Here is a 22343-nt window from a genome sequence, read left to right as displayed (position 1 = left end):
CCCTTTAACAACCGCAGCTGGCTTTCTTTGGCGAGGATTTAGGTGCGGTTGCGGCGAACTCGCGCGGGGTAAGGCGTTCGTTTTTATCGCTGTCGGCTTTTTCAAAGCGATTGACGGTGGCAACCGCCCATTCTTCGAAAGTCAGAAGATTGTTGCCATCCTTATCGAGCTTACGAAAAGCATCGGTGCGGCTCGATAGCATCTCATTGCGTGTAATCAGACGGTCACGGTTTCGGTCATAGCGAAAGAAGCGCAATTCTTCACGGCTGAGATCACTGGTTTCTGGCGGTGCCGGCCCGATCATCGTTCCAGGGTCTGCGATCGGCAGTATGTCTGCGGCTGGCGATGCCGATGCGATCGGCGGCGGCGGTGCAGCTTGCTCAACCGCAGCGCGGCCTTGCCACCAAAAGACCCCTACCCCAGCCAAGACCAATCCGCCAAAAACTCCAAGCACCGCTTCCCGCAAAGGTCTGCCCCCCTTTTGCTGCTTCAGTAAGCCGATAGGCCCAATCAGTTGCGAAAGATAGCGCCGCGCAGCGCCGCAAGCGAAGCGCCTCGACCCTCCAAGAGCGGGCGGCCGCCACGATTTATGGCGCGTTGGGCTAGCGCTTCGAAAACGGCCAACCCTCGCACCTCACTGGGTATCCGTCCGGCAGCAGGCGCAAGAGCACGCGCCGACGCAATCAAGGCGGCACGTTCAGCTTCTGAGGAAACAGCCGTTGCTGCGTCAGCCAGTGCCCAGCGGCTTCCTGCCAAAGCAAGCCGCGCTGAAACATTGATCGAAGCGTCCGGCACAAATGCACCGAAGAACGCGCCGCGCGAGGCTCCAAACCTTGCCGCTTCATTTTGCTCTAATTTTGGAGCGGTCACGAGTATCTCCCACCCATCAATGATCGACATGAGCCACGCTTCACGCGCTGCCCAATGCTTGCCGACGGCATCGAGTACAGCATCGCCGCGTGGGCGGTCTGCAATCGGCTTGGCGAGCGCTTCGCGCCACCATGTAAGCCGCATTTGCCCAAGCATGGGCTCAGTCGTTCGGGAAACAATCCGAGCCAGCCGCCGATCAAGATGAAGGGCTATACTTAATGGCGCACGAACTTTTGGCGCAGACCATGCCAGCGCAAGTTCCGCTTCGGGCGGCAATGGTTCGAAGGTATCAGATGTCACGAAACCATCGACTAGCTAGGCATTCCTGCACTTGGCAAGCGAACTGTCGGATTTTTCGATCTCCCCTCGCCCATCGTTGCGGGGGCGCCCGTTAAGACTTCGGTAACCACACTCCTTCGCATTCCGCTTACCAGCATGGCTTAAGGGCAAAGGCTGCATCTGGATCGTTCGCGGAAATTCCGAGCGGGCGTCAGGGAAGGGGCACCTTTGTGATGGGGCAAAACAAGCAGGTCAGAATGTCTTTCATGCGGTCTTTGCTGCACGATACGACCGCCAACACCCTTGCAATTTCTGCAGCGGCTCTGTTCCCGATCATGGCAATGGTGGGCGGAGGAGTTGATGCCAGCCGCTATTACATGACGGCTGCGCGCATGCAGGCGGCCTGCGATGCCGGCGCCCTCGCTGCCCGCCGTGCCATGACGGACGATACCTTCACGTCCGAACACCGGCAGATTGGGCTGAATTTCTTTGACCAGAACTTCAACGACGGGATCTTTGGAAGCGAAGCCCGCGTTCGCAACTATACAAGTGATGGCGACGGCGTGGTTTTGGGAGAGGCCAGTGGCCGCTTGCCCACCACCATCATGGGCGCGTTCGGTTACGAAGAATTCCCGATTGAAGTCAGTTGCACAGCGGAAATCAACATTTCCAATTCCGATATTATGTTCGTGCTCGACGTGACGGGATCTATGGCAGATTGCCCTTCGTCATCAGGATGCAATTCGGGCGCCGGTTCTAAGATCGTCGCGCTGCGTGAAGCGGTCGTGAATTTCTATGATACAGTGGAAGCTGCAACCTCGGCGAGCGCACAGGTCCGATATGGATTCGTGCCCTATTCGCAGCAAGTCAACGTTGGCTTTTCATTGCCTCGCGCCTTTCTCGCCGAGACGCACACCTATCAAACACGCGTCGCGCGGTACTGGCCGGCCGCCTTTCCCGATCTGGAGATAGGGGACGAAATCGTCCTTTCCGACAGACTAGAATGGTTGCCCCGCAATACATCGAAATTCAATTCGACCAATGTCGATCATTATCGGTTCCGCACTGACGGCAGCAACGGCACGACTGCGCAGAATTTTTGCTACAATACGCTACCCAGTACATATCAGGTGAATGTCAGCGGGGTGACGGAAACGTGGGAAGTCTTCAGTCCAACTACGTTCGTGACAGAACAATGGTCGGGAAGTGACTGGTACCGGCGCGGCGCTTGTTACGGCCGTGTCCGCAAAACTCGCCCGGCAAGAGCTGTCGACGTGACGCCGCAGTTCCGCGAATGGATTTACTGCGAGGTGACGCCTGGGGACACAAACCCCTGCAACGTGAACAACCCGCCGCGCAGCCCCGCCGGATGGGAGTCTGTGAATTTAGCCTCCATCTATAATGATAACAATCTTGAAGTTCCGGTTGGAACCAACGGTGCGATGACCAATCAGCTCTGGTCAGGGTGCATCGAAGAGCCTGTATGGCGGGACCCCAACGGCAATTATAGCCCAGTTCCGGCTGCCGCGCATGATCTGAACATCAACCTGCTGCCGGTCAATGAATCGCAAACGTGGAAACCTGCGCTCAACACCGTTGTCTATGAACGCCGCGATTCCGATGGGCGGACCACCGATGATGTCGTTTCCACCGGCAACCAGTCTCGTCCAAGCTGGGCTTGCCCAAGAGCGGCGCGCAAGTTGGCTGAAATAACCCGAAGCGACCTGGAGAACTACGTTAACAGCCTGTCTGCTTCTGGTCAGACCTATCACGATATCGGGATGTTGTGGGGCGCCCGCTTTATCTCTCCGAAGGGCATCTTCACGACCGAAAACGTAAACGCGCCCAATGGCGATGCCATCGCACGTCACATTGTATTCATGACTGACGGCGCGCAGGTCAACAGCGTCGAAAACTATTCTACGCATGGTGTCGAATGGTGGGATCGCCGGGTTACTGGTAACGGGAACCAAAGTCGTGAGAATACGCGGCGCGCAGACCGGCTTCAGGCCATTTGCCGCTCTGCCCAGCAGGAAAACATCACGGTCTGGGTGGTCGCCTTCGGGACGAGCCTTACGCAGAACCTGATCGACTGTGCATCGCCCGGCCGCGCGTTCCATGCCAGCGACAATGAGACGCTTAACGCACGCTTCCAAGAGATCGCTCAGAAGATCGCTGCACTAAGGCTCACATCATGATTGGGCGCACTTCTGCCAATCAATCCTTTGTGCGTCGGCTACGAAGCGACCGTCAAGGCACCACGCTTACCGAGTTCGCGTTCGTGGGACCGGTCCTGATCCTTATGATAATGGGACTGTTCGACATGGCACACACGCAATACTCCAGTTCGGTGCTGCACGGTGCCGTGCAAAAGGCCGGACGCGATTTGACGCTTGAGAATGCCAACAGCAACCAGGCCAGCATCGATGAAGGTGTGCGCAAGCAGATCGCCACGGTGATGCCATCAGGCGCAGAAATAGACTTTGAACGGCTGTCTCACTTCGACTTTGCCGACGTCGACGAGCCTGAAGAATTCACTGATCTGAATAGCGACGGTATATGCAACAACAACGAACCTTTTATCGATTCTAATGGAAGCGGTCGTTGGGAAAACAAGCGCGGAAAAGTCGGCATAGGCGGCGCGCGCGATGTCGTACTCTACACAGCCATAGTGACTTACCCCCGCATGTTTCCAATGTTCACGATGGCAGGCATGCCACGGAATGTAAGGCTTGAGGCTTCGACCGTGCTTCGCAATCAACCTTTCGACGAACAGAGCGACCGCAACACGACCCCAGGGAATTGCTGATGACTGGTTTTGCATCAAGATCGCTTAGCGGAAGGCTTCGTGAGATTTCCCAGCGTCTTGCACGCGATACCTCAGGCTTGGCACTGATTGAATTTGCGTTCGCAGCGCCCCTCGTGCTTGGTATGGGGATGCTGGGGACTGATACGGCCTATCTTGTCATCACTCATATGCAGATCAGCCAAATTGCAATGCAGGTGGCTGACAACGCGTCCCGCGTGGGCGAACAGGACGTTCTGACTGCGCGCAAAATCTATGAACGGGACATCACCGAAGCTTTGACGGGCGCGGAAAAGTTGGGCCAGAACCTCGACTTCTACAGCAACGCTCGCGTCATCGTTTCCAGCCTCCAGCAAAATGCGCAAGGCGGTCAATGGATTGCATGGCAGCGTTGCCGCGGCGCAGCACGGCACAACTCGTCGTATGGCGTCGAAGATGATGGCAAGACCGGCAAAAGCTTCGCCGGCATGGGCGAGCCCGGACGCTACATAACAGCATCACCCGGTACGGCCGTTATGTTTGTCGAAGTGGCTTTTGATTACGAGCCGATTACACCTGTCACCGTATTCGAAGGCCGCCGCATCACTTACACGGCAGCATTTAACGTGCGCGACAACCGCGATCTGACCGGTGGGCCGAAAAAAAACGGAATGTATAATGAAGGACCTGTCGCAAAATGCGCGGTTTTCTCCGCCAATCGCCCGATTTGACACGACCGGACGATTGGCGGAAATCGTCGCTCTTATTTGTAACAGACCTTACGCGCCGCTTCCGAAATTCGAGCGGGGTCGATCAGCGCCAATTTTTCAAGATTGGCCGCGTAAGGAAGCGGAACGTCCTCGTTGCAAACGCGCAGGACAGGCGCATCCAGGTAGTCGAAACCATCCTCCATACAAATGCTGATGATCTCGCTCGCAATTGAGCAAGTCGGCCAGCCTTCTTCGGCTACGATAAGACGATTTGTCTTCGCAAGGCTTTCCAACACAGTTTGCTTGTCGAGCGGGCGCAGCGTACGAAGGTCGATCACTTCGGCTTCGATACCCTCATCTGCGAGTGCGGTGGCAGCTTCCAAGGCCATGCCAACCCCGATAGAATAGGTCACGATAGTAACATCGGTACCTTCCCGCACAACTCTTGCCTTGCCGATAGGCAAGACATGATCATCCAGATCCGGAACATCGAAGCTGCGCCCATAGACAAGTTCGTTTTCAAGGAAAACGACTGGGTCTTCGCAGCGAATTGCCGCTTTCATCAGACCTTTAGCATCCGCGGCATCATAAGGTGCGATGACAATTAGCCCGGGCACGCTGGCATACCACGGACCGTAATTCTGCGAATGCTGTGCACCCACGCGGCTAGCCGCTCCGTTGGGGCCGCGGAATACGATTGGGCAGCGCATCTGTCCGCCTGACATATAATTGGTCTTCGCGGCCGAGTTGATGATATGGTCGATGGCCTGCATCGCGAAATTGAAGGTCATGAATTCAACGATCGGGCGAAGCCCGCCCATGGCTGCTCCCGTCCCAATTCCCGCAAATCCATATTCGGTGATAGGTGTGTCGATCACTCGTTTGGGTCCGAATTCGGCGAGCAGACCTTGTGTGACCTTGTACGCCCCCTGATATTCGGCAACCTCTTCGCCCATCACGAAGACACGGCGATCCGCGCGCATTTCTTCGGCCATGGCATCGCGCAGCGCTTCGCGAACAGTAGTGCTGGTGAAGCTTGTGCCTTCGGGGATTTCAGGATCGCGTGCCAGTTCGGCCTTGGCCTTAATCGGTTCGGCAGCTGGCTTTGCGATCTCGGCCTTCGCAGGGTTGCCAGCTGTGGGTTTCTCAGCAGCTCCGGCTTCTTGCTTGGACGCAGAGTCCGGCTCTTCCCCCTCACCCACGATCAACGCAATGACAGTGCCCACGGCAACATCTTCGCTTCCGGCGGGTACCAAAATCTTTTCTAGCACACCTTCATCAATGGCTTCAAATTCCATTGTGGCCTTGTCGGTCTCGATCTCGGCGATGATATCGCCGGGTTCGATCTGATCGCCCTCCTGCTTCAGCCACCTGGCGAGCGTACCTTGTTCCATTGTCGGGGAAAGCGCGGGCATCTTCAATTCAATTGCCATGACTTAGTACTCCCCCACCAAAACGTCGGTGTAGAGTTCACTGGATTCCGGTTCAGGCGATGTCTCGGCGAAGTCAGCAGCGTTCGACACTTCAGCGCGAATTGCCTTGTCGATGGCCTTCAGATCTTCTTCGGTTTTGCCGCTTTCCAAAAGGGCCTTTTTAAGACCCTCGATCGGATCGTGATGGTCGCGTTGTTCTTGAACCTCTTCACGGGTGCGATACTTCGCCGGATCGGACATTGAATGGCCGCGATATCGGTAGGTGTTGCATTCCATCAGCACCGGCCCTTGGCCAGCACGCACATGTGCAAAAGCCACTTCGGCAGCAGCGCGCACTTCTAGAACGTCCATTCCGTTCACTTCCATTCCAGGTATGCGGAACGATGTGCCGCGACGATAAAAACGGGTTTCGGCCGACGAACGTTTAGTCGATGTGCCCATAGCGTACTGGTTGTCTTCCACCACAAACACAATCGGCAGGTTCCACAAGGCTGCCATGTTGAAAGTCTCGTAAACCTGACCCTGATTGGCCGCACCATCGCCAAAATACGCCAAGCAAATGCCGCCGTCCTCATTGTACTGATGCGCAAGCGCGAGCCCACCGCCAAGCGCGACTTGCGCGCCAACGATACCGTGTCCGCCATAGAATTTGTGCTCGGTCGAGAACATGTGCATCGACCCGCCCTTGCCCTTCGAAATACCAGCTTCGCGGCCAGTCAGTTCGGCCATGATGACCTTGGGATCAATCCCGTAGGCAAGCATATGCCCGTGATCGCGGTAACCGGTGATCACGCTGTCGCGATCGTTGTCGAGCGCGGATTGCAAGCCGATTGCGACTGCTTCCTGGCCAATATAGAGGTGGCAGAACCCACCGATCAGGCCGAGGCCATAGAGTTGACCCGCCTTTTCTTCGAACCGTCGGATTAGCAGCATCTGACGGTAAAATTCGAGCATTTCTTCTGGCGAAGCATCATAGCGCTTCTTTGCTTCGAAAGCGTCCTGAAGCGAATGCAATAGAAAATCGGCGTCGTCGCTGGGGGTAGCGGCGGTTTGCGCCATGGTCGACGATTTGGCAGGCTGCTTGGCCAAGACAGTGATTCCTCTCTCTGGCGCGCTCATGGGGAGGAGAAGCGCATCACGGGCTCTATAAGCAGGGAGACCGGACGTGCGCAACGCCAAGCCGTAGCGGAATGGCTTTGCCGCATACGAAATCAGCAAATTTTAAAGGTCTCGATAGATCAGTCGTCTTCGAGAGTGATGACGACCTCATCTTCGCGCATGACTACCAGCTGATCACGCACGAGCTCGCTGGCGAGATCAGGATCAACCGCTTCAGGATCGAGCAGCATTACGCGATTACGCAACGCGTCTCGCTTGGCAGATAGTTTGACAATCTCGTCTTCGCGCACTTCCAGCGCCGCAACATTTTCGCTCCACGCCAATAGGCCGGTCGGGCCTGCAACCGCAGCACCAGTCATCAACAGGAGAAGCCCAAGAGCTCCCAGTTGCTTTATCCTGCTATCCGGTCCTGATTTGCGCATGACGCGAATGATCCCTCGTTCGTTAAGGATGACAGAATCATACTTGCCTTGTGTCTGCAAGACTATTGCGCGCGTTTGCGAAAAATAGCGCGCAAAATGTTTGTCTAATAGCTGCGTGGCAGACCCAAAACGTGCTCGGCCAGATAGGAGAGAATGAGATTGGTCGATATAGGCGCAACGGTGTAAAGCCGTGCTTCGCGAAACTTGCGTTCGACATCGTATTCTTCTGCAAATCCGAACCCTCCGAATGTTTGCACGCACATATCGGCCGCCGCCCAGCTGGCCTCTGAGGCGAGCAGTTTTGCCATATTGGCTTCTTCTCCCGGGTTTCCGCCTTCATCGTAGGTTTGCGCAGCATACCGCACCATCAGTTCAGCGGCGCGCATTTGCGCGTAACATCGCGCGATGGGGAATTGGACGCCTTGGTTTTGTCCAATCGGCCGAGAAAATACGTTGCGATCCTTCGCGTACACGCTCGCCTTCTCGATAAACCATTTGGCATCTCCGATACATTCTGCCGCAATCAGAATTCGCTCGGCATTCATCCCGGATAAAATATAGCGGAAGCCCCTGCCTTCCTCTCCGATCAAGGCCGATGCGGGGATACGCAGATCATCGAAGAAAACTTCGCACGAAGAATGGTTCATCATCGTGCGGATCGGTTTTATGTGCATGCCGTTCTGAAGCGCTGCCTTCATCTCGACGAGAAAAATTGAAAGTCCTTCGGTCTTGCTCGCAGCTTCCTCCCGCGGTGTGGTTCGCGCCAGAAGCAGCATGAGATCGGAATGCTCGGCCCGGCTTGTCCAGACTTTTTGACCAGTGATGACATATTCGTCCCCATCAAGGACAGCCCGGGTTTTCAGGCTGAGCGTGTCTGTTCCGCTGGTAGGTTCCGACACGCCAAATGCCTGCAACCGCATCGCTCCGCTGGCAATCAACGGAAGATAATGCGATCGTTGCGCCTCACTTCCGTGACGCAGAAGGGTGTTCATGATGTACATCTGCGCATGGGCGGAGGATCCGTTGCATCCAGACGCTTGTATTTCTTCCATTATGACACACGCCTGCTGCAGGCTGAGGCCACTGCCACCGTGTTCGATCGGAATAAGCGCCGCAAGAAACCCGGCCTGCGTAAGTTCATCAACGAATTCTGACGGATAAGCTCTTACAGCGTCCTTACCGCGCCAGTACTCGCCGGGAAATCGTTCGCAAAGATTGCGGACCGCACGGCGTATTTCGGCAAGTTCTTCAGACTCTTGAAGCGGCATCGGCAAGCGTTCTCCTGTTGCTCAGCCACACCGAAGTGCATCCTAAAGCCGATCGAGTCCACAGCGACAATTGGAACGAAAGGAGGCAAAATTTCGTCCCATGGCATTTGCAATGCGTTCTGCTACGCGCTGGCATCATGAGCCATGCCGCAACCGTTTCAACATCGCCTGTGTTTCTTAGCCGAACTCAGGAACGCGCATTGGCTCTGACCATAGCGGTAGTTACTGCCAACGCCTATTATATTCATCCCATTATCGGAGAAGTCGCGGCAGCTTTCGGCGTCGGCGAAGCAGAAATTGGCCTTGTGCCTGCGTTTAATCAGTTGGCGCTTGCGGTTGGCATCTTGCTGTTGCTGCCTCTTGGCGACTTTTACTCTAACCGTAAATTGTGCCTTGTCTTTGTTTCAGCGCAGACCCTTTGCCTTGCCGGTATGGTTTTCGCAAATAATCTAGTCCTCTTTACAACTGCATCAACAATGCTCGGGTTTGTCACGATCGCACCCTACCTGATCCCTGCTTTTGCCTCCAAACGCGTAGCCCCTGAACGTCTTGGAGTGGTCACAGCACAGCTCACTACGGCGGTTATTTTCGGCATTCTGGTGGCCCGGGTAGGCGCAGGCATTATCGCGGAATACGCCGATTGGCATACCGTCTATGTCGGTGCGCTGGGCCTGATGGTTGCGGTAACCGCACTTTTGCCGTTCGCCCTGCGGAGCGAACCAACTCCTGCTAAACAGTCAGACGCACGATACATGAGCGTTATAAAATCGGTTTTCACTCTAGCCGCCAAACATCCTGACGTGCGGATTTCAGCGGCGATCCAAGGGTTGAACTTTGCAATCTTCACCGCCAGCTGGCTTGGTCTTGCGCTCCATCTGACCAGTCCTGAGATGGGATACGGGACAGACGATGTCGGCTATCTGGCTGGCGTTGCCGCTGTCAGCCTGGTTACAACCCCAAGGCTCGGGCGTTGGGCTGACAGGGTCGGACCTCGTAAGGCCAGGCTTACGGCTGCGTCTGTTCAGATCGTTGGGATTGCGCTGTTTTACCCCCTTGGTTTCAACGTCTGGACCGTGATTATACCGCTGTTGATCGTGAATATGGTCGGGCCGAGTATCGATGTAACGGGACGAATGACCATGTTCATTCTGGCTCCGGATATCCGCACAAGATTGACCACATCATACATCGTGGTGATGTTTATCGGTGGAGCCATCGGGAGCGGATTAGGTACGTCTGTCTACGAATACGGCGGATGGGCTGGCACCTGCACGCTGATGGTGGTGATGTCGTGTGGCGTCTTGGCTTTATCACTTCACAGTGAACGGCGCTGGAATAAATCGCCACCCGTCCAATCATTCTGACAAAACGACTGTAACGCTCTGCCATTTTTTAAGCTTTGATAATTAAGCCAAAAGGTGAAGTCCGCTTCGGCCAGATACCGAACGGCGGATTATTCCCCGCCGCCCCGGTAGGACCGAGCGCATTTTCTTTTTCACACCGCAAGGATGGTGACCCCGGCGCGATTCGAACGCGCGGCCCCCAGATTAGGAATCTGGTGCTCTATCCGGCTGAGCTACGGGGTCCCGATGCGTGTCTTAGCAGGGACGCGGTGCCTTTCAATTCAACTTTTCTGGTGGAGCCACAGGCAGCAGTATGGGCGCGATCGGCACCCCTTCTTCAATGAGCGTTTTGGCTTCCTCAAGACTTGCCTGGCCGTGGATAAGCGCGTCCTCCCGTTCGCCGTAATGCATTTTCCGAGCTTCTTCGGCAAAATTTCTTCCGACCCATTGCGAACCCTTGAGTGCCTCAGCCTGTGCCGTGGCAAGCGCGGCCCAAGCCTTTTGCAAATCTGGCGGCACTGATTGGTTGGTGAGCGACGCGGCTGCCTCACTCATATCAGGCCGGCCCTGCCGCATATTGGTTTTTGCCGGGACAGACGGGGCCATTGGCGCCTTGCTTATCCCAACCGAACCGCACGAGGGACAGGATAGCAGGCCGCCGTGACGCTGGTTTTCAAAGTCCGTGGAAGATGCAAACCACCCTTCGAAGCGGTGGCCTTTGCTGCAGGAAAGGTCGTATACGATCATATCAAGTTAGACGGCAGTAACAGAGCGCCGGTTCGCCAGCGCCGGCACCTGTGCGCGTACCTCTGAAATGCGCGAAAGATCAATGTCACAAAACGCAAGACCGGGTCCGTCTGAACCCATATCGAGCAATAATTCGCCCCAAGGGTCAACGACAAGGCTGTGACCGTAGGTCTCTCGCCCGTCCTCATGCTTGCCGACCTGAGCGGCTGCTATGATGAAAGCACTGGCCTCGATCGCCCGCGCGCGTAGGAGCACATGCCAATGTGCGTCCCCTGTATGCCGGGTAAACGCGGCCGGTACAGCGATTGCATCGCACCGCCGGTCGCCCAACTCGCCAAATAGCGCCGGAAAACGCAGATCGTAACAGACAGCCAGTCCAAGCCTGCCAACAGGTGTATCATCCAGCGTAACGACCTCGTTGCCTGGCTGATAAGCCGCACTCTCTCTCCACGTCTCGCCCGTCGCAAGTTCGACGTCGAACATATGCATTTTGTCATATGTCACAGTCGAATTGCCGTTCGCAGAGAAAACCATCGAACGGTTCGCGTTCCGCCCTCCCGCGACGGCAACCGCCATGGAACCGAGCGCGAGCATGACCCCGGATTCTTCAGCCAGGCGGCTGAACATCGCAACGAAGCGAGAATGTTCCTGTCGCACGATGTTGGTGCCAGCGCGGACGCGATCGCGATCCAGCAACAGCGACATTTCGGGGGTGAAAAGCATCTCCGCCCCCCCATCACGCGCTGCAAAGATTGCTGAGCGAATTTCATTATAATTGCGCTCCGGATCGATGCCGGAACACATCTGAAGGATTGCAATCTTCGTCATCAACCCGCCAACAAAGGGTCAAGCTTGCCTTCGGCCTCAAGCGCGGCAAGCTCGTCAGAACCGCCGACATGCGTATCACCGATGAAAATTTGCGGAACTGTCATCGCATTTGGCGCCCTATCTCGCATTTCGTTACGCGCGGGGCCGCCCATCGTTATGTCGTGCTCGGTAAAATCAGCGCCCTTCTGCGCGAGCAACCGCTTCGCCCGCACGCAGTAAGGGCACCCGAACTTGGTATATATGTCGATCTTTGGGCCGGCCATTTGCGCCTCGTGTATGATGGTCTTGAAAGCAAGGGTGGGCGAACCAGATAGGCGTTGTTGCCGCGTTTCGCCAGCTTTGGGGAACGAGGGAACGATTTAGCGGGTGCTGCAACCTGTAGGCCCGCCACGAACTCAAATTGCTCAATAGAGGATTTGCACCATGTCACGTTTTGATTTTACCCCCTATCGCCGCTCGACGGTGGGCTTTGACCGTCTGTTCGATCTGCTCGAAAGCCAGGCTCGTATTAATGCCGGGGATAATTACCCGCCTTTCAATATTTCGAGGCGCGGCGAGGATAATTACCGGATCACGCTTGCGATCGCAGGTTTCCGCGCTGGCGACATCGAAATTACAGCGCAGCAAAACTTGCTTGTGGTTCAAGGGCGCAAACGCGACGAAGCCGAGGACGGCTCCGAACTGATTCATGTCGGTATAGCCAACCGAGGCTTTGAACGTCGCTTCGAGCTGGCTGATTTCGTCCGAGTAGAGCGTGCAGACTTGGCAGACGGTCTGTTGATTATCGATCTGGTCCGAGAGGTGCCCGACGCTATGAAGCCCCGCAAAATTGCGATCGGCGGTTCGGTCAATCTTACCGCTGTACCGGCAATTGACGCCGACGGATCCGCGAACGCAGCTTGATACAAGCTATCTGAAGTTGGCGAATGAAAAGGGGGCGGGCCTTTCGGCTCGCCCCCGCAGCTTGCGCTGCCTCGTTTGAACCTGTCCGTCCGGGTCGCAGAAGACGGACAATTCCAAACAAGCCTGTCTAGAGGTGACGTCTACCAGCGTCACAAGTTATTTGAAGCCATTAGAAGCGACCGTTTCGATCTAAGGTGGTGATCGCTATAAAAGAGTGAAAAGCGGCTCCCGTCTAATGCGTAATTGCAACAAGACGCAAGGCGAAACTATTCTACTTGTAAGGATCCGACACACATTCGAGGAATTTGAGAAACAATGTATGCCGTGAATCCAATTTAAGGCGCGTTGATCGGCAAATGGATCTTGACAAGGCTTGCCAAGGATCCCGTTTGCCAATCTTTTAAACGAGTCGCGATTGCTCAAGCGCTGCAGCGATGAAGCCAGCAAACAGCGGATGCGGATCGAATGGGCGCGACTTTAGCTCCGGATGGAACTGAACACCGACAAACCACGGATGATCTGGCCGCTCCACGATTTCCGGCAACAGGCCGTCGGGCGACATGCCTGCGAAAATGAGACCCTGTTTTTCAAGGGGCTCGATAAACGCACTGTTCACTTCATATCGGTGGCGATGACGCTCAAAAATTTGTTCAGCCCCGCCATAGATCCTTGATGTATGGCTGTTTGGGCTAAGCTTGGCAGGATAGGCGCCAAGCCGCATAGTGCCGCCCAGGTCGCCGTCTTCGGCTCGTTCCTGTAACCCTTCCTTGCTCATCCATTCGGTGATGATCCCAACGACAGGGGTTTGCGTTGGCCCGAACTCTGTCGACGACGCTTGATCAAAACCGGCTGCACGGGCCCCTTCGATGCAGGCCATTTGCATCCCAAGACAGATGCCGAAAAATGGGATGTTTCGTTCCCTCGCAAAACGCACAGCGGAAATCTTTCCTTCGGACCCTCGGGTTCCAAACCCGCCTGGAACCAAAATGCCGTGCATGGGCTCAAGAGCAGCGATGATTTGGGAATCATCGTCACCTTCGAAAATTTCGGCATCGATCCATTTGATGTTGACCTTGGCCCGGTTCGCCAAACCGCCGTGGACAAGCGCTTCGTTAAGGCTTTTGTAAGCGTCTTGAAGGCCGACATATTTGCCGACAACGCCTATGGTCACTTCGCCTTCAGGATTGAAATGCCGATCCGTAACATCTTCCCAAGCCGACAAGTCGGGCTGAGGCGCATCTGTGATCCCGAACGAGCGCAGTACTTCAGCATCAAGCCCCTCAGCATGATATTGCTGCGGCACGGAATAGATTGACGGTGCGTCCAAAGCCTGGATGACCGCCTCGTTCCGCACATTGCAGAATTGGGCAATTTTCCGCCGATCACTTTCCGGTATTGGGTGTTCGGCACGGCACAAAAGAATGTCCGGCTTAATACCAAGGCTAGCCAGTTCTCGAACAGAATGCTGCGTCGGCTTGGTCTTGAGCTCGCCAGCAGCCTTTATATACGGAACGAGTGTAACGTGGACCGACAATGTCTGCAGTGGTTCGAGCTCGTTTCGAAGCTGACGTATCGCCTCCATGAAAGGAAGCGATTCGATATCGCCCACCGTGCCGCCAATTTCGCACAGAATGAAATCGAGATCATCTTGATCGGCAAGCGCAAAGGCTTTGATTTCGTCGGTGACGTGCGGGATCACCTGTACTGTAGCACCCAGATAGTCGCCGCGCCGTTCGCGGGCAATGATATCGCGATAGACGCGGCCGCTGGTGATATTGTCGCTTTGACGTGCGGAAACCCCAGTAAAACGTTCATAATGCCCAAGATCGAGGTCAGTTTCTGCTCCGTCATCAGTCACATACACTTCCCCGTGCTGATACGGGCTCATCGTGCCCGGATCAACATTGAGATAGGGGTCGAACTTACGAATGCGGACCTTGTAGCCACGCGCCTGGAGAAGGGCCGCCAACGAGGCTGCCATGAGACCTTTTCCGAGCGAGGAGACCACGCCGCCGGTGATGAAAATGTACCGCGCCATGGGATACGGGCCTTAAGCAACAGGTGGGATTCAAGGCAAGCAAAATGCAGACGCTTTTGCGCCCCATTCACAATGCCGTTGTTCTATAGCGTGCGAAGGACTGCCTTGGCCCGTCCGCACGTAATATTACTGCGCGACGTCACCAGTGGGAATTGCCGGTTCCGAAGGAGCAGGATTTGCTTCTATCGGCGAGGGAACCGGGTCAGCCAAGAGATCATTCGGTGCCGGGACTGCTGCTGGAACGCTGCGGTCCAAGGTCGTTGTCACCCCGCCCACTCGGCTTTCGCGAACTGCAAGTGCTGCGAGCACAATGGAAAGCGCGACGAATGCTACCGCCAGCCACTTAGTTGAACGGGTGAGAAAATCAGCCGCCCCTCGCGCGCCGAAAGCCCCGCCGGGGCTCGATCCGATGCCTAGGCCACCGCCCTCAGATCGCTGCATCAAAACGACAGCAACCAGTGCCGCCGCCACGAGGGCCTGAATTACGGTGAGGAACAGAAACAGGGACATGAAGTGATCTCGTGGCCGTGGGCAAAGATAGCCCGGTTAAATATATTGCGCGCCATGTAGGCGCAGCAAGCCCCCCGGGCAAGCCCGCCGCGCAGAGCAAGCTGATCGCGATCAGACGTCGAATGGTTCACTCGCGGCAAGTGCTATGCCCATGAAGGTATCCGCTGTCAGACTGGCTCCACCTACAAGGGCGCCGCCAACATTGGGCACAGCAAAGATTGCCGTGGCATTTTCTGGCTTTACGGAGCCGCCATAAATTATACGGACATCATTGCCCTGTTCTTCGCCGTAGAGTTCGACCAGCAAAGAACGGATTGCCGCATGCATTTCGGCAATATCATCGGTCGTTGCGGCGGTACCGGTTCCGATCGCCCAGATTGGTTCATAGGCGACAGTGAGCCTGTCACCGAGTTCGCCAAGAAGCTGTTCAAACGCTGGAAGCGAACCACGAAGCTGTGCTTTGACAAAAGCTACAGCATTGCCTGATTCGCGCGTTTCGGCACTTTCACCGCAACACATTATAATGCGAAGCCCGGCCGCCAGGGCGCTTTCGGCCTTTGCCTGTACACGCGAATCGGTTTCCCCATGCGCGGTTCGACGTTCGGAATGTCCAAGGATTACGAACTTTGCACCAGCATCGGCAATCATCGCCGCCGAGATATCGCCGGTATGCGCACCGCCTTCGGCGTGGTGACAGTCTTGTGCGCCTACACCGATCTGTTCCGCTTCGCGATGAATCGGATGGATCAAGGTATAGGGTGGCGCCAAAGCCACTTCGACCTTCATGTGACGCTGCGCAGCACGGTCAATGGCGCGCGCTTCAGAAAGCATCGCACGCGTTCCGTGCATCTTCCAGTTTCCGACGATGTAGGGTCGGCGGGTCATGATGTGTCCTGCATTTTTTATATTTGAGAGGGATAACCCGGATCGGGCCATGATTCTGTAAGCGATGTAGTGCGCACGGGCCGCGTTCGCTAGCCGAGGCCGACGTACTAGTCAAAACGCTCGCGAACCTGTTGCCGCGCGGTCGCAGGGCCTCTACAGCGCGCAAGCATCGTATGCCATTGCGATGTGCGCAAAAGACGTTCGCGTCTTGCCATCAGCCAGTTTCGGATGGGTCAATTACGCTATGCTTTCGTTTTTCCGCCGCTTTTTTCAGTCGAAAATCGGCCTCCCGATCTTTCTTGCCTTTTTGGCTCTTATAGCCCTCGCCTTTATCGCGTCCGACCTTACCGGCACGACGCTAGGTGGGCTCGGGAATGGTGATCGGATTGCGGTCGTGGGGGACGAGGGTATTCCTGTGTCGGACCTGACGGTTGCGACCAATAATGCCCTGCAACAGGTTCGTGAACAGAGCCCGACAATCACGATGCCTGAATTTGTGACTGAAGGTGGATTTGACGCCGTGATCGATCAGTTGATCGACCGGTTTGCGGTGGGTGAATACGGCAAGGACTATGGGCTGCGCGCTGGCGAAAATCTGGTGAACAGCGAAATTCTCAAGATTCCTGCGTTCCAGGGCCTTACCGGCCAATTCAACGAACAGGCTTATATCGGAGCGCTGCGGTCCCGCGGTCTGACCGATGCCACGTTCCGTCGGGATCTGCAGGTCGATCTTATCCAGCAGCAGCTTTTGCGGTCCGCAGTGGCCGCGCCGCGACTGCCGCAGAAGGTAGCGCGCCAATACGCGGCGCTCGTCCTCGAAAAGCGTAAGGGCGAGATCGCCCTGATCCCGAGCCTTGCCTTCGCCCCGGCAGGCACCCCGTCCGATCAACAGCTTAACGCCTGGTATCAGGACAACCGGGCACAATTTATCCGGCCCGAACGGCGCACGTTGCGCTTTGCGGTGTTTGGTTCGGACACGCTGAAAGTTGATGCTACGCCATCGGCCGCAGAAATCGCTGAGCGTTACAAGCGCGATGCCGCACGCTATGGCGCAAGCGAACGCCGGGTAGTCACCAGCTTCGTGGTTCCCACAGAAGACGCTGCCAAAGCACTCGCCGCCCGTATCCGGGCCGGAGCATCGCTCGAATCGGTTGCCCGAGAATCAAACTTCACCGCTTCAAAATCTGAAGCTCGCGACCGCGAAGCCATGGCTGGAGCGACTAGCTTCGCGTTTGCGCAGAACGCGTTCAGGGCGTCGCAAGGTGAAGTTGTCGAACCGGCGCAAGGAACGCTCGGATGGTATGTGGCGCGAGTTGACACCATCGAACGCACTGCTGCACGGACGCTGGCCGATGCAACCGCGGAAATTACCCGTAATCTGACTGATGAAAAACGAGCCGCAGCAGTTGCCGACCGGACATCTGAAATTGAGAGCGAAATCGACAGCGGTACAGCACTTGGCGAAGTCGCAGCCGCCTATGGATTGAAGGTTGAAACAACCCCTTCGCTGCTAGCTGATGGAAGGGCATTTGGGCAGCCGCAGGTACAGATCGTTCCGCAGCTTGCTCCTGTTCTATCGAATGCCTTCCAAATGGATGAAAGCGAACCCCAGCTGGCCGAAATCGTACCCGGCCAGCAGTTCGTGATTTACGAAGTCGGGCGCATAGATGAAGCCAGCGCGCCCCCGCTCGCAGAGGTGCGTGAGGCGGTATTGGCGGGCTGGAAGCGCAGCCAAGGGGCGGTCCTTGCCAAGCAGGCAGCTGAACGGATTATCGCAAAGGTACGCGCCGGAACACCGCTTGCCGCCGCGATGGCCGCCGAAAATAAGGCCGGTTTTGAACGCGAGACCATTGACCTAGAGCGCCGCGAATTGTTGGAACGGCAGCGTGGCCGTATTGCTCCACCACTGGTGCTTATGTTCAGCATGGCAGAGGGCACTGTAAAGTCGCTTGAAGGCCCCCGCGGATTGGGATGGTATGTTGTCGCGCTCGACGACATCAGCACGCTACCTCTTGAAAGCGAGCCAAACCTGGTTTCGCAAACTCAGCAGCAGCTCGGTGCCGCCCTGAGCGAAGAATATCGCCAACAGGCTGCCGCGGCGATGCGTAACTCGCTTGGCGTTACACGGAACGACAACGCGATCGAAGCAGTGCGCGGGCGGCTCGTGGGTGAACAGTAAACTGCAGGCTTGATAAGGTGAATGACACGCTTCCCGGCGCCGCAATGGGCCTACCTGAAAATGCCGCCAACGCGGCAGCTATGCTCGCAGAAGGGCGGGCCGCTTTGGTATGGCGTCGCATCATAGCTGACAGCGACACGCCTGTCGGCGCGGCCCGGCGGCTCATCGTACCGGGCCGCGGCGACTTTCTGCTCGAATCAGTTGAAGGGGGAGAAGTTCGCGGGCGGTACAGTCTGCTTGGGCTCGATCCCGATCTGGTGTTTCGATCGAAAGGAACACGATCCGAAATCAACCGCAATTGGCCGCTGAACCGCGAAGCATTCGCGCCGTGCTCGGGTGATGTATTAGCAGAATTGCGAGGTTTGGCCGCAGCCTGTCGGATTGACCCCATGCCCGAAGGGCTACCGCCAGCGCTGGCCTGCCTCGTTGGCTATCTTGGCTACGAAACGATTGGTCTGGTCGAAACACTGCCGCGTGCGACCGAAAGCGCGCTGGACCTTCCGGACATGTTGTTCGTGCGCCCCACGATTATCCTCGTGTTTGACGGCCTGACAAACGCGCTCTTTGCGATTGCGCCAATATGGAAGGCCGATAATCCCGTTGCAGCAGTTGCGCAGGCAGGGGATCGTATTGATGCAACCCTGAGCAAACTGGAGCAGGCGATCCCTGCCCGCGCCAATCAAGCGGTGCCTGAAATTCCGCCCGATCTGGTTCCGGTGATCGCCGCCGAGGATTACAAATCCATGGCGCTAAAAGCCAAGGACTACATTCTCGCAGGTGATATTTTTCAAGTCGTGCTGGCCCAACGTTTTACCTGCCCCTTCCCTCTGCCGCCGCTGGACCTTTATCGTGCGCTGCGGCGTGTCAATCCATCGCCATTCCTCTATTTTCTTGATTTTCCAGGCTTTGCGCTGGTGGGTTCGAGTCCCGAGATATTGGTGCGCGTGCGTCCCAACGATGCTGGCGCGAACGAGGTGACAATCCGCCCCATCGCCGGCACCCGCCCGCGGGGGCAATCGCGGATTGAAGACCGAGCGCAGGAAGAAAGCCTTCTGGCTGATCCCAAAGAACGCGCCGAGCATTTGATGTTGCTCGATCTGGGGCGCAATGATGTCGGGCGGGTGGCCGCGGCAGGCAGCGTTACCGTTACCGACAGCTTCACGATCGAACGCTACAGCCATGTGATGCATATCGTCAGCAATGTCATAGGCGATCTCGCTGATGATAAGGATGCACTTGATGCACTGTTCGCAGGCTTCCCCGCCGGTACCGTATCGGGGGCTCCCAAGATCCGCGCCTGCGAGATCATCGCTGCGCTCGAACCTGAAACCCGCGGCGCTTATGCAGGAGGAGTGGGCTATTTCGCACCTGATGGCAGTCTGGATTCTTGTATTGTTCTGCGCACCGCCGTTGTGAAAGACGGCATCATGCACGTGCAAGCTGGCGCGGGGATCGTGGCAGACAGCGACCCCGAATATGAATTATCCGAATGCCGCGCAAAATCGGGCGCGCTGATTGCTGCTGCACGCGAAGCTGTTCGTGTCGCGAACGAGCCAGGATACGGGCAGTGAAGTACCGGGTATTTTTCGCTGCCTTTGCGATGGTAGCGCTCACCAATTGCTCCGATGCGCCATCAGGTGATGCGGTGGTGACAGTGAACCTTGACGGTTCGCCCAACTCCGATGCCCCCTCGCAAGCAACTGCCAAGATGCCGATGTCAGGGCCATCAGCCTGCCGCAGCGTTAACTTTGAGCAGGTTCCTCTGACACACTGCGTCGCAGACCCTAACGACCATCATATCGGCATGGTAAATCTTGCGGCGGACAAGAAGCCGTTTGGTTCGATGAAGGCATTTGCCGACAATGTGGACCCTGACGCAATCGCCTTTGCTGTGAATGGTGGGATGTACGGCGATGATCTGAAACCGATCGGCTATTATGTCGAGAACGGAAATCGCTTTTCCGAACTCGATCGCAACGGCGGTGAGGGCAATTTCTACATGAAGCCCAACGGCGTCTTCTTCGGCACAGGAAGCAAATGGCGCGTGCTGGGTAGCAATACGTTCTTTAAGACGATTGGCGACCGACCTGAATTTGGCACGCAATCAGGCCCCTTGCTTCTGATTGATGGAAAGTTGCACCCCAATATTCAGAATGATGGTCCATCAAAGGCTATCCGGAACGGCGTGGGCGTGGACAGCGCCGGCAAGGCGCATTTCGTGATATCTGAAGCACCGGTCAGCTTCGGACAATTAGCCAGATATTTCCACGACGAAGTGAAGGTGAGTACCGCGCTGTATCTTGATGGGCAGATATCCAGCCTATGGGATCCCGCAAACCAGCGGCTCGACAACAAACGGATCGGCCCCATCATTGTGGTGACAAAGCGCAAGAAAGCAGCAAGCGAATGACACCCACGCCCCATATTCTGGTCATCGACAATTACGATAGCTTCACGTTCAATCTTGTTCATTACCTGATGGAATTGGGGGTTGCCGTGCGTGTCGAACGCAACGACGCGCTGACCGCTACGGAAGCTCTGCGAACAAACGCCGTGGGCTTTCTGATCTCACCCGGCCCTTGTACGCCCAATGACGCCGGGATCAGCCTCGATCTGGTGGCAGCCTGCGCCGATGCTCATTTGCCATTAATGGGCGTGTGCTTGGGCCACCAGGCCATCGGGCAGCACTTTGGCGGCACTGTGCAGCGCGGCGGCTTGATGCATGGCAAGACCTCTCCTGTGATCCACGACAGCACGGGGGTGTTCGAAGGGATCCCCTCGCCCTTCGTTGCCACGAGGTATCACAGCCTTGAGGTGGTCGACGTGCCGAACGATTTGATAGCCAACGCCCACGCAGAAACTCCCGGCGCCGACTATGCGTCCGTCATGGGCTTCCGCCACCGCGATCTTCCGATCCATTCGGTGCAGTTCCATCCGGAAAGCATCGCGACCGAGAACGGTCACGCCCTGCTCGCAAATTTTGTAAGCCTGTGCGGCTTGAAAGCTTCAATGCCAGAAAGGCTCCGCATATGAGCCAACTTCCCGATGTTTCCGCGCCGCTGTCCGAAGCAGACGCCGAAGTTGCGTTTGGCGTCCTTCTCGATGGACAGCCATCAGAGACGGAAATCGAGAAATTTCTAGTCGATCTTTCGCTGCGCGGCGAGACAGCGGACGAAATTGCAGGTGCAGCACGAGCGCTCAGGGCGCGACTCATTCCGATTGATGCGCCAGAAGGTGCCATCGATGTTTGCGGCACCGGAGGCGACGGGCACCACACACTCAATGTCTCCACCGCAGTCAGTCTGGTGGTTGCCGCTTGCGGCGTCCCGGTCGCCAAACACGGGAACCGCGCCGCCAGTTCCAAGGCAGGCGCGGCTGATACGTTGGAGGCCTTGGGCCTTGATATGGATGCAGCGGGCAAAACGGCAGAAAAGACATTGGCGGAACTTGGGATCTGCTTTCTTTTCGCCAGAAACCATCATCCTGCGATGGCGCGTATTCAACCAATTCGGCTGAGAATTGGCAAGCGCACCATCTTTAACTTGATGGGACCGCTATCCAATCCGGCCAAAGTCCAAAATCAGCTGATCGGGATCGCACGTCCGGCCTATGTGCCTATCTATGCAGGAGCAATGGCACGGCTAGGCACGGGAAGATCGTTGATCGTTTCGGGCGACGAAGGTCTTGATGAATTGAGCTTGGCAGGCGGCAACGAGGTCGCAGTCGTAACCGGTCATCGTTTCACGATGGAGCGGCTCGACGCAGACGTTGCAGGGTTGCCCCGGTCGCCGATCGATGCAATCCGGGGCGACGACGCGCCATACAATGCAGCCGCATTGAAGGCTTTGTTGGAAGGTGCACAAGGCCCCTATCGCGATGCGGTCCTGTTCAATGCCGCTGGCGCGCTGACAGTTGCCGGACGCGGCGATGACTGGTGGGCGCGCGCGCAACTGGCAGGAGAGGCGCTCGATTCCGGACGTGCGCTCCACCTGCTCGAACGTTGGATTGCAATGGCGAAATGACA

The 22343-nt window shown here is 56.5% G+C and carries 22 protein-coding genes and 1 tRNA gene; 10 read left to right on the top strand and 13 right to left on the bottom strand.

The window, feature by feature from the left end; translation table 11 throughout:
- Positions 1–4: 4 nt before the first annotated feature.
- Together SJY33_RS04200 and SJY33_RS04195 are read right to left on the bottom strand one after the other, a co-directional pair.
- Complete coding sequence (locus SJY33_RS04200; protein ID WP_379921322.1) at positions 5–304, bottom strand: hypothetical protein; 300 nt, start codon at positions 302–304, stop codon at positions 5–7.
- A 206-nt stretch (positions 305–510) separates the two neighbouring features.
- Positions 511–1170 (bottom strand): squalene/phytoene synthase family protein, encoded by a 660-nt coding sequence (locus SJY33_RS04195; RefSeq protein ID WP_379921320.1) that lies wholly within the window; start codon positions 1168–1170, stop codon positions 511–513.
- A gap of 236 nt (positions 1171–1406) precedes the next feature.
- Between SJY33_RS04195 and SJY33_RS04190 the strand changes: the two genes are divergently transcribed.
- From SJY33_RS04190 to SJY33_RS04180, 3 genes are read left to right on the top strand one after another with little or no spacing between them, the layout of a single operon-like run.
- Positions 1407–3347 carry a pilus assembly protein TadG-related protein gene (locus SJY33_RS04190; RefSeq protein ID WP_379921319.1) on the top strand — a complete coding sequence of 647 codons (1941 nt, stop codon included), beginning with the start codon at positions 1407–1409 and terminating at the stop codon, positions 3345–3347.
- A complete protein-coding gene (locus SJY33_RS04185; RefSeq protein WP_379921318.1) occupies positions 3344–3958 on the top strand; it encodes a TadE/TadG family type IV pilus assembly protein in 615 nt (204 codons plus the stop codon). Before SJY33_RS04190 ends, SJY33_RS04185 begins: the two co-directional genes overlap by 4 nt.
- Entirely contained in the window at positions 3958–4665 is a 708-nt protein-coding gene (locus tag SJY33_RS04180; RefSeq protein WP_379921317.1) for a TadE/TadG family type IV pilus assembly protein, read from the top strand. Before SJY33_RS04185 ends, SJY33_RS04180 begins: the two co-directional genes overlap by 1 nt.
- A 32-nt stretch (positions 4666–4697) precedes the next feature.
- On the opposite strand, the gene SJY33_RS04175 is transcribed toward SJY33_RS04180, so the two are convergent.
- From SJY33_RS04175 to SJY33_RS04160, 4 genes are all read right to left on the bottom strand, one after another.
- Positions 4698–6077: a pyruvate dehydrogenase complex E1 component subunit beta gene (locus SJY33_RS04175; protein WP_379921316.1), complete on the bottom strand. Its 1380-nt coding sequence runs from the start codon at positions 6075–6077 to the stop codon at positions 4698–4700.
- A 3-nt stretch (positions 6078–6080) separates the two neighbouring features.
- Positions 6081–7136 (bottom strand): pyruvate dehydrogenase (acetyl-transferring) E1 component subunit alpha, encoded by a 1056-nt coding sequence (gene pdhA, locus SJY33_RS04170; protein WP_379923515.1) that lies wholly within the window; start codon positions 7134–7136, stop codon positions 6081–6083.
- A 179-nt stretch (positions 7137–7315) separates the two neighbouring features.
- Positions 7316–7555 (bottom strand): septum formation initiator family protein, encoded by a 240-nt coding sequence (locus SJY33_RS04165; RefSeq protein WP_379921314.1) that lies wholly within the window; start codon positions 7553–7555, stop codon positions 7316–7318.
- A 167-nt stretch (positions 7556–7722) separates the two neighbouring features.
- The gene (locus tag SJY33_RS04160) at positions 7723–8886 is read right to left on the bottom strand and encodes an acyl-CoA dehydrogenase family protein (RefSeq protein ID WP_379921312.1); all 1164 of its coding nucleotides are present in this window, start codon (positions 8884–8886) and stop codon (positions 7723–7725) included.
- Between the two features lie 137 nt (positions 8887–9023).
- Here SJY33_RS04160 and SJY33_RS04155 point away from each other — a divergent pair, with 137 nt between their 5' ends.
- Entirely contained in the window at positions 9024–10250 is a 1227-nt protein-coding gene (locus SJY33_RS04155; protein ID WP_379921311.1) for an MFS transporter, read from the top strand.
- Positions 10251–10395: 145 nt separating this feature from the next.
- On the opposite strand, the gene SJY33_RS04150 is transcribed toward SJY33_RS04155, so the two are convergent.
- From SJY33_RS04150 to grxC, 4 genes are all read right to left on the bottom strand, one after another.
- Positions 10396–10472 (bottom strand) — tRNA-Arg (locus SJY33_RS04150).
- A 33-nt stretch (positions 10473–10505) separates the two neighbouring features.
- Positions 10506–10976: a DUF1178 family protein gene (locus SJY33_RS04145; protein WP_379921309.1), complete on the bottom strand. Its 471-nt coding sequence runs from the start codon at positions 10974–10976 to the stop codon at positions 10506–10508.
- Positions 10977–10982: 6 nt separating this feature from the next.
- Positions 10983–11804, bottom strand: a complete 822-nt coding sequence (locus SJY33_RS04140) for a carbon-nitrogen hydrolase family protein (protein WP_379921308.1) — start codon at positions 11802–11804, stop codon at positions 10983–10985.
- A complete protein-coding gene (gene grxC, locus SJY33_RS04135) occupies positions 11804–12067 on the bottom strand; it encodes a glutaredoxin 3 (protein WP_379921307.1) in 264 nt (87 codons plus the stop codon). Before grxC ends, SJY33_RS04140 begins: the two co-directional genes overlap by 1 nt.
- 160 nt (positions 12068–12227) lie before the next feature.
- On the opposite strand from grxC, the gene SJY33_RS04130 reads away from it, so the two are divergent.
- The gene (locus SJY33_RS04130) at positions 12228–12707 is read left to right on the top strand and encodes an Hsp20 family protein (RefSeq protein WP_379921306.1); all 480 of its coding nucleotides are present in this window, start codon (positions 12228–12230) and stop codon (positions 12705–12707) included.
- A 400-nt stretch (positions 12708–13107) separates the two neighbouring features.
- On the opposite strand, the gene SJY33_RS04125 is transcribed toward SJY33_RS04130, so the two are convergent.
- From SJY33_RS04125 to tpiA, 3 genes are all read right to left on the bottom strand, one after another.
- Positions 13108–14745, bottom strand: coding sequence for a CTP synthase (locus SJY33_RS04125; RefSeq protein ID WP_379921305.1), 1638 nt, complete (start codon positions 14743–14745; stop codon positions 13108–13110).
- 126 nt (positions 14746–14871) lie between these two features.
- The gene (gene secG / locus SJY33_RS04120; protein ID WP_379921304.1) at positions 14872–15255 is read right to left on the bottom strand and encodes a preprotein translocase subunit SecG; all 384 of its coding nucleotides are present in this window, start codon (positions 15253–15255) and stop codon (positions 14872–14874) included.
- Between the two features lie 111 nt (positions 15256–15366).
- Positions 15367–16140, bottom strand: coding sequence for a triose-phosphate isomerase (gene tpiA / locus SJY33_RS04115; RefSeq protein ID WP_379921303.1), 774 nt, complete (start codon positions 16138–16140; stop codon positions 15367–15369).
- A 244-nt stretch (positions 16141–16384) separates the two neighbouring features.
- Here tpiA and SJY33_RS04110 point away from each other — a divergent pair, with 244 nt between their 5' ends.
- The 5 genes from SJY33_RS04110 (at position 16385) to trpD (ending at position 22341) form a co-directional block, all read left to right on the top strand.
- Positions 16385–18319: a SurA N-terminal domain-containing protein gene (locus SJY33_RS04110; protein WP_379921302.1), complete on the top strand. Its 1935-nt coding sequence runs from the start codon at positions 16385–16387 to the stop codon at positions 18317–18319.
- Between the two features lie 80 nt (positions 18320–18399).
- Positions 18400–19890 carry an anthranilate synthase component I family protein gene (locus tag SJY33_RS04105; protein WP_379923514.1) on the top strand — a complete coding sequence of 497 codons (1491 nt, stop codon included), beginning with the start codon at positions 18400–18402 and terminating at the stop codon, positions 19888–19890.
- Complete coding sequence (locus SJY33_RS04100) at positions 19887–20729, top strand: phosphodiester glycosidase family protein (RefSeq protein ID WP_379921301.1); 843 nt, start codon at positions 19887–19889, stop codon at positions 20727–20729. Before SJY33_RS04105 ends, SJY33_RS04100 begins: the two co-directional genes overlap by 4 nt.
- Positions 20726–21352, top strand: coding sequence for an anthranilate synthase component II (locus SJY33_RS04095; RefSeq protein WP_379921300.1), 627 nt, complete (start codon positions 20726–20728; stop codon positions 21350–21352). The genes SJY33_RS04100 and SJY33_RS04095 overlap by 4 nt, the downstream gene beginning before the upstream one ends.
- Entirely contained in the window at positions 21349–22341 is a 993-nt protein-coding gene (gene trpD / locus SJY33_RS04090; RefSeq protein ID WP_379921299.1) for an anthranilate phosphoribosyltransferase, read from the top strand. The genes SJY33_RS04095 and trpD overlap by 4 nt, the downstream gene beginning before the upstream one ends.
- Positions 22342–22343 lie beyond the last annotated feature (2 nt).

The sequence above is a fragment of the Erythrobacter sp. R86502 genome (assembly GCF_042466465.1).
GTDB lineage: Bacteria > Pseudomonadota > Alphaproteobacteria > Sphingomonadales > Sphingomonadaceae > Erythrobacter.
This window is presented reverse-complemented; position numbering and strand designations above follow the sequence as displayed.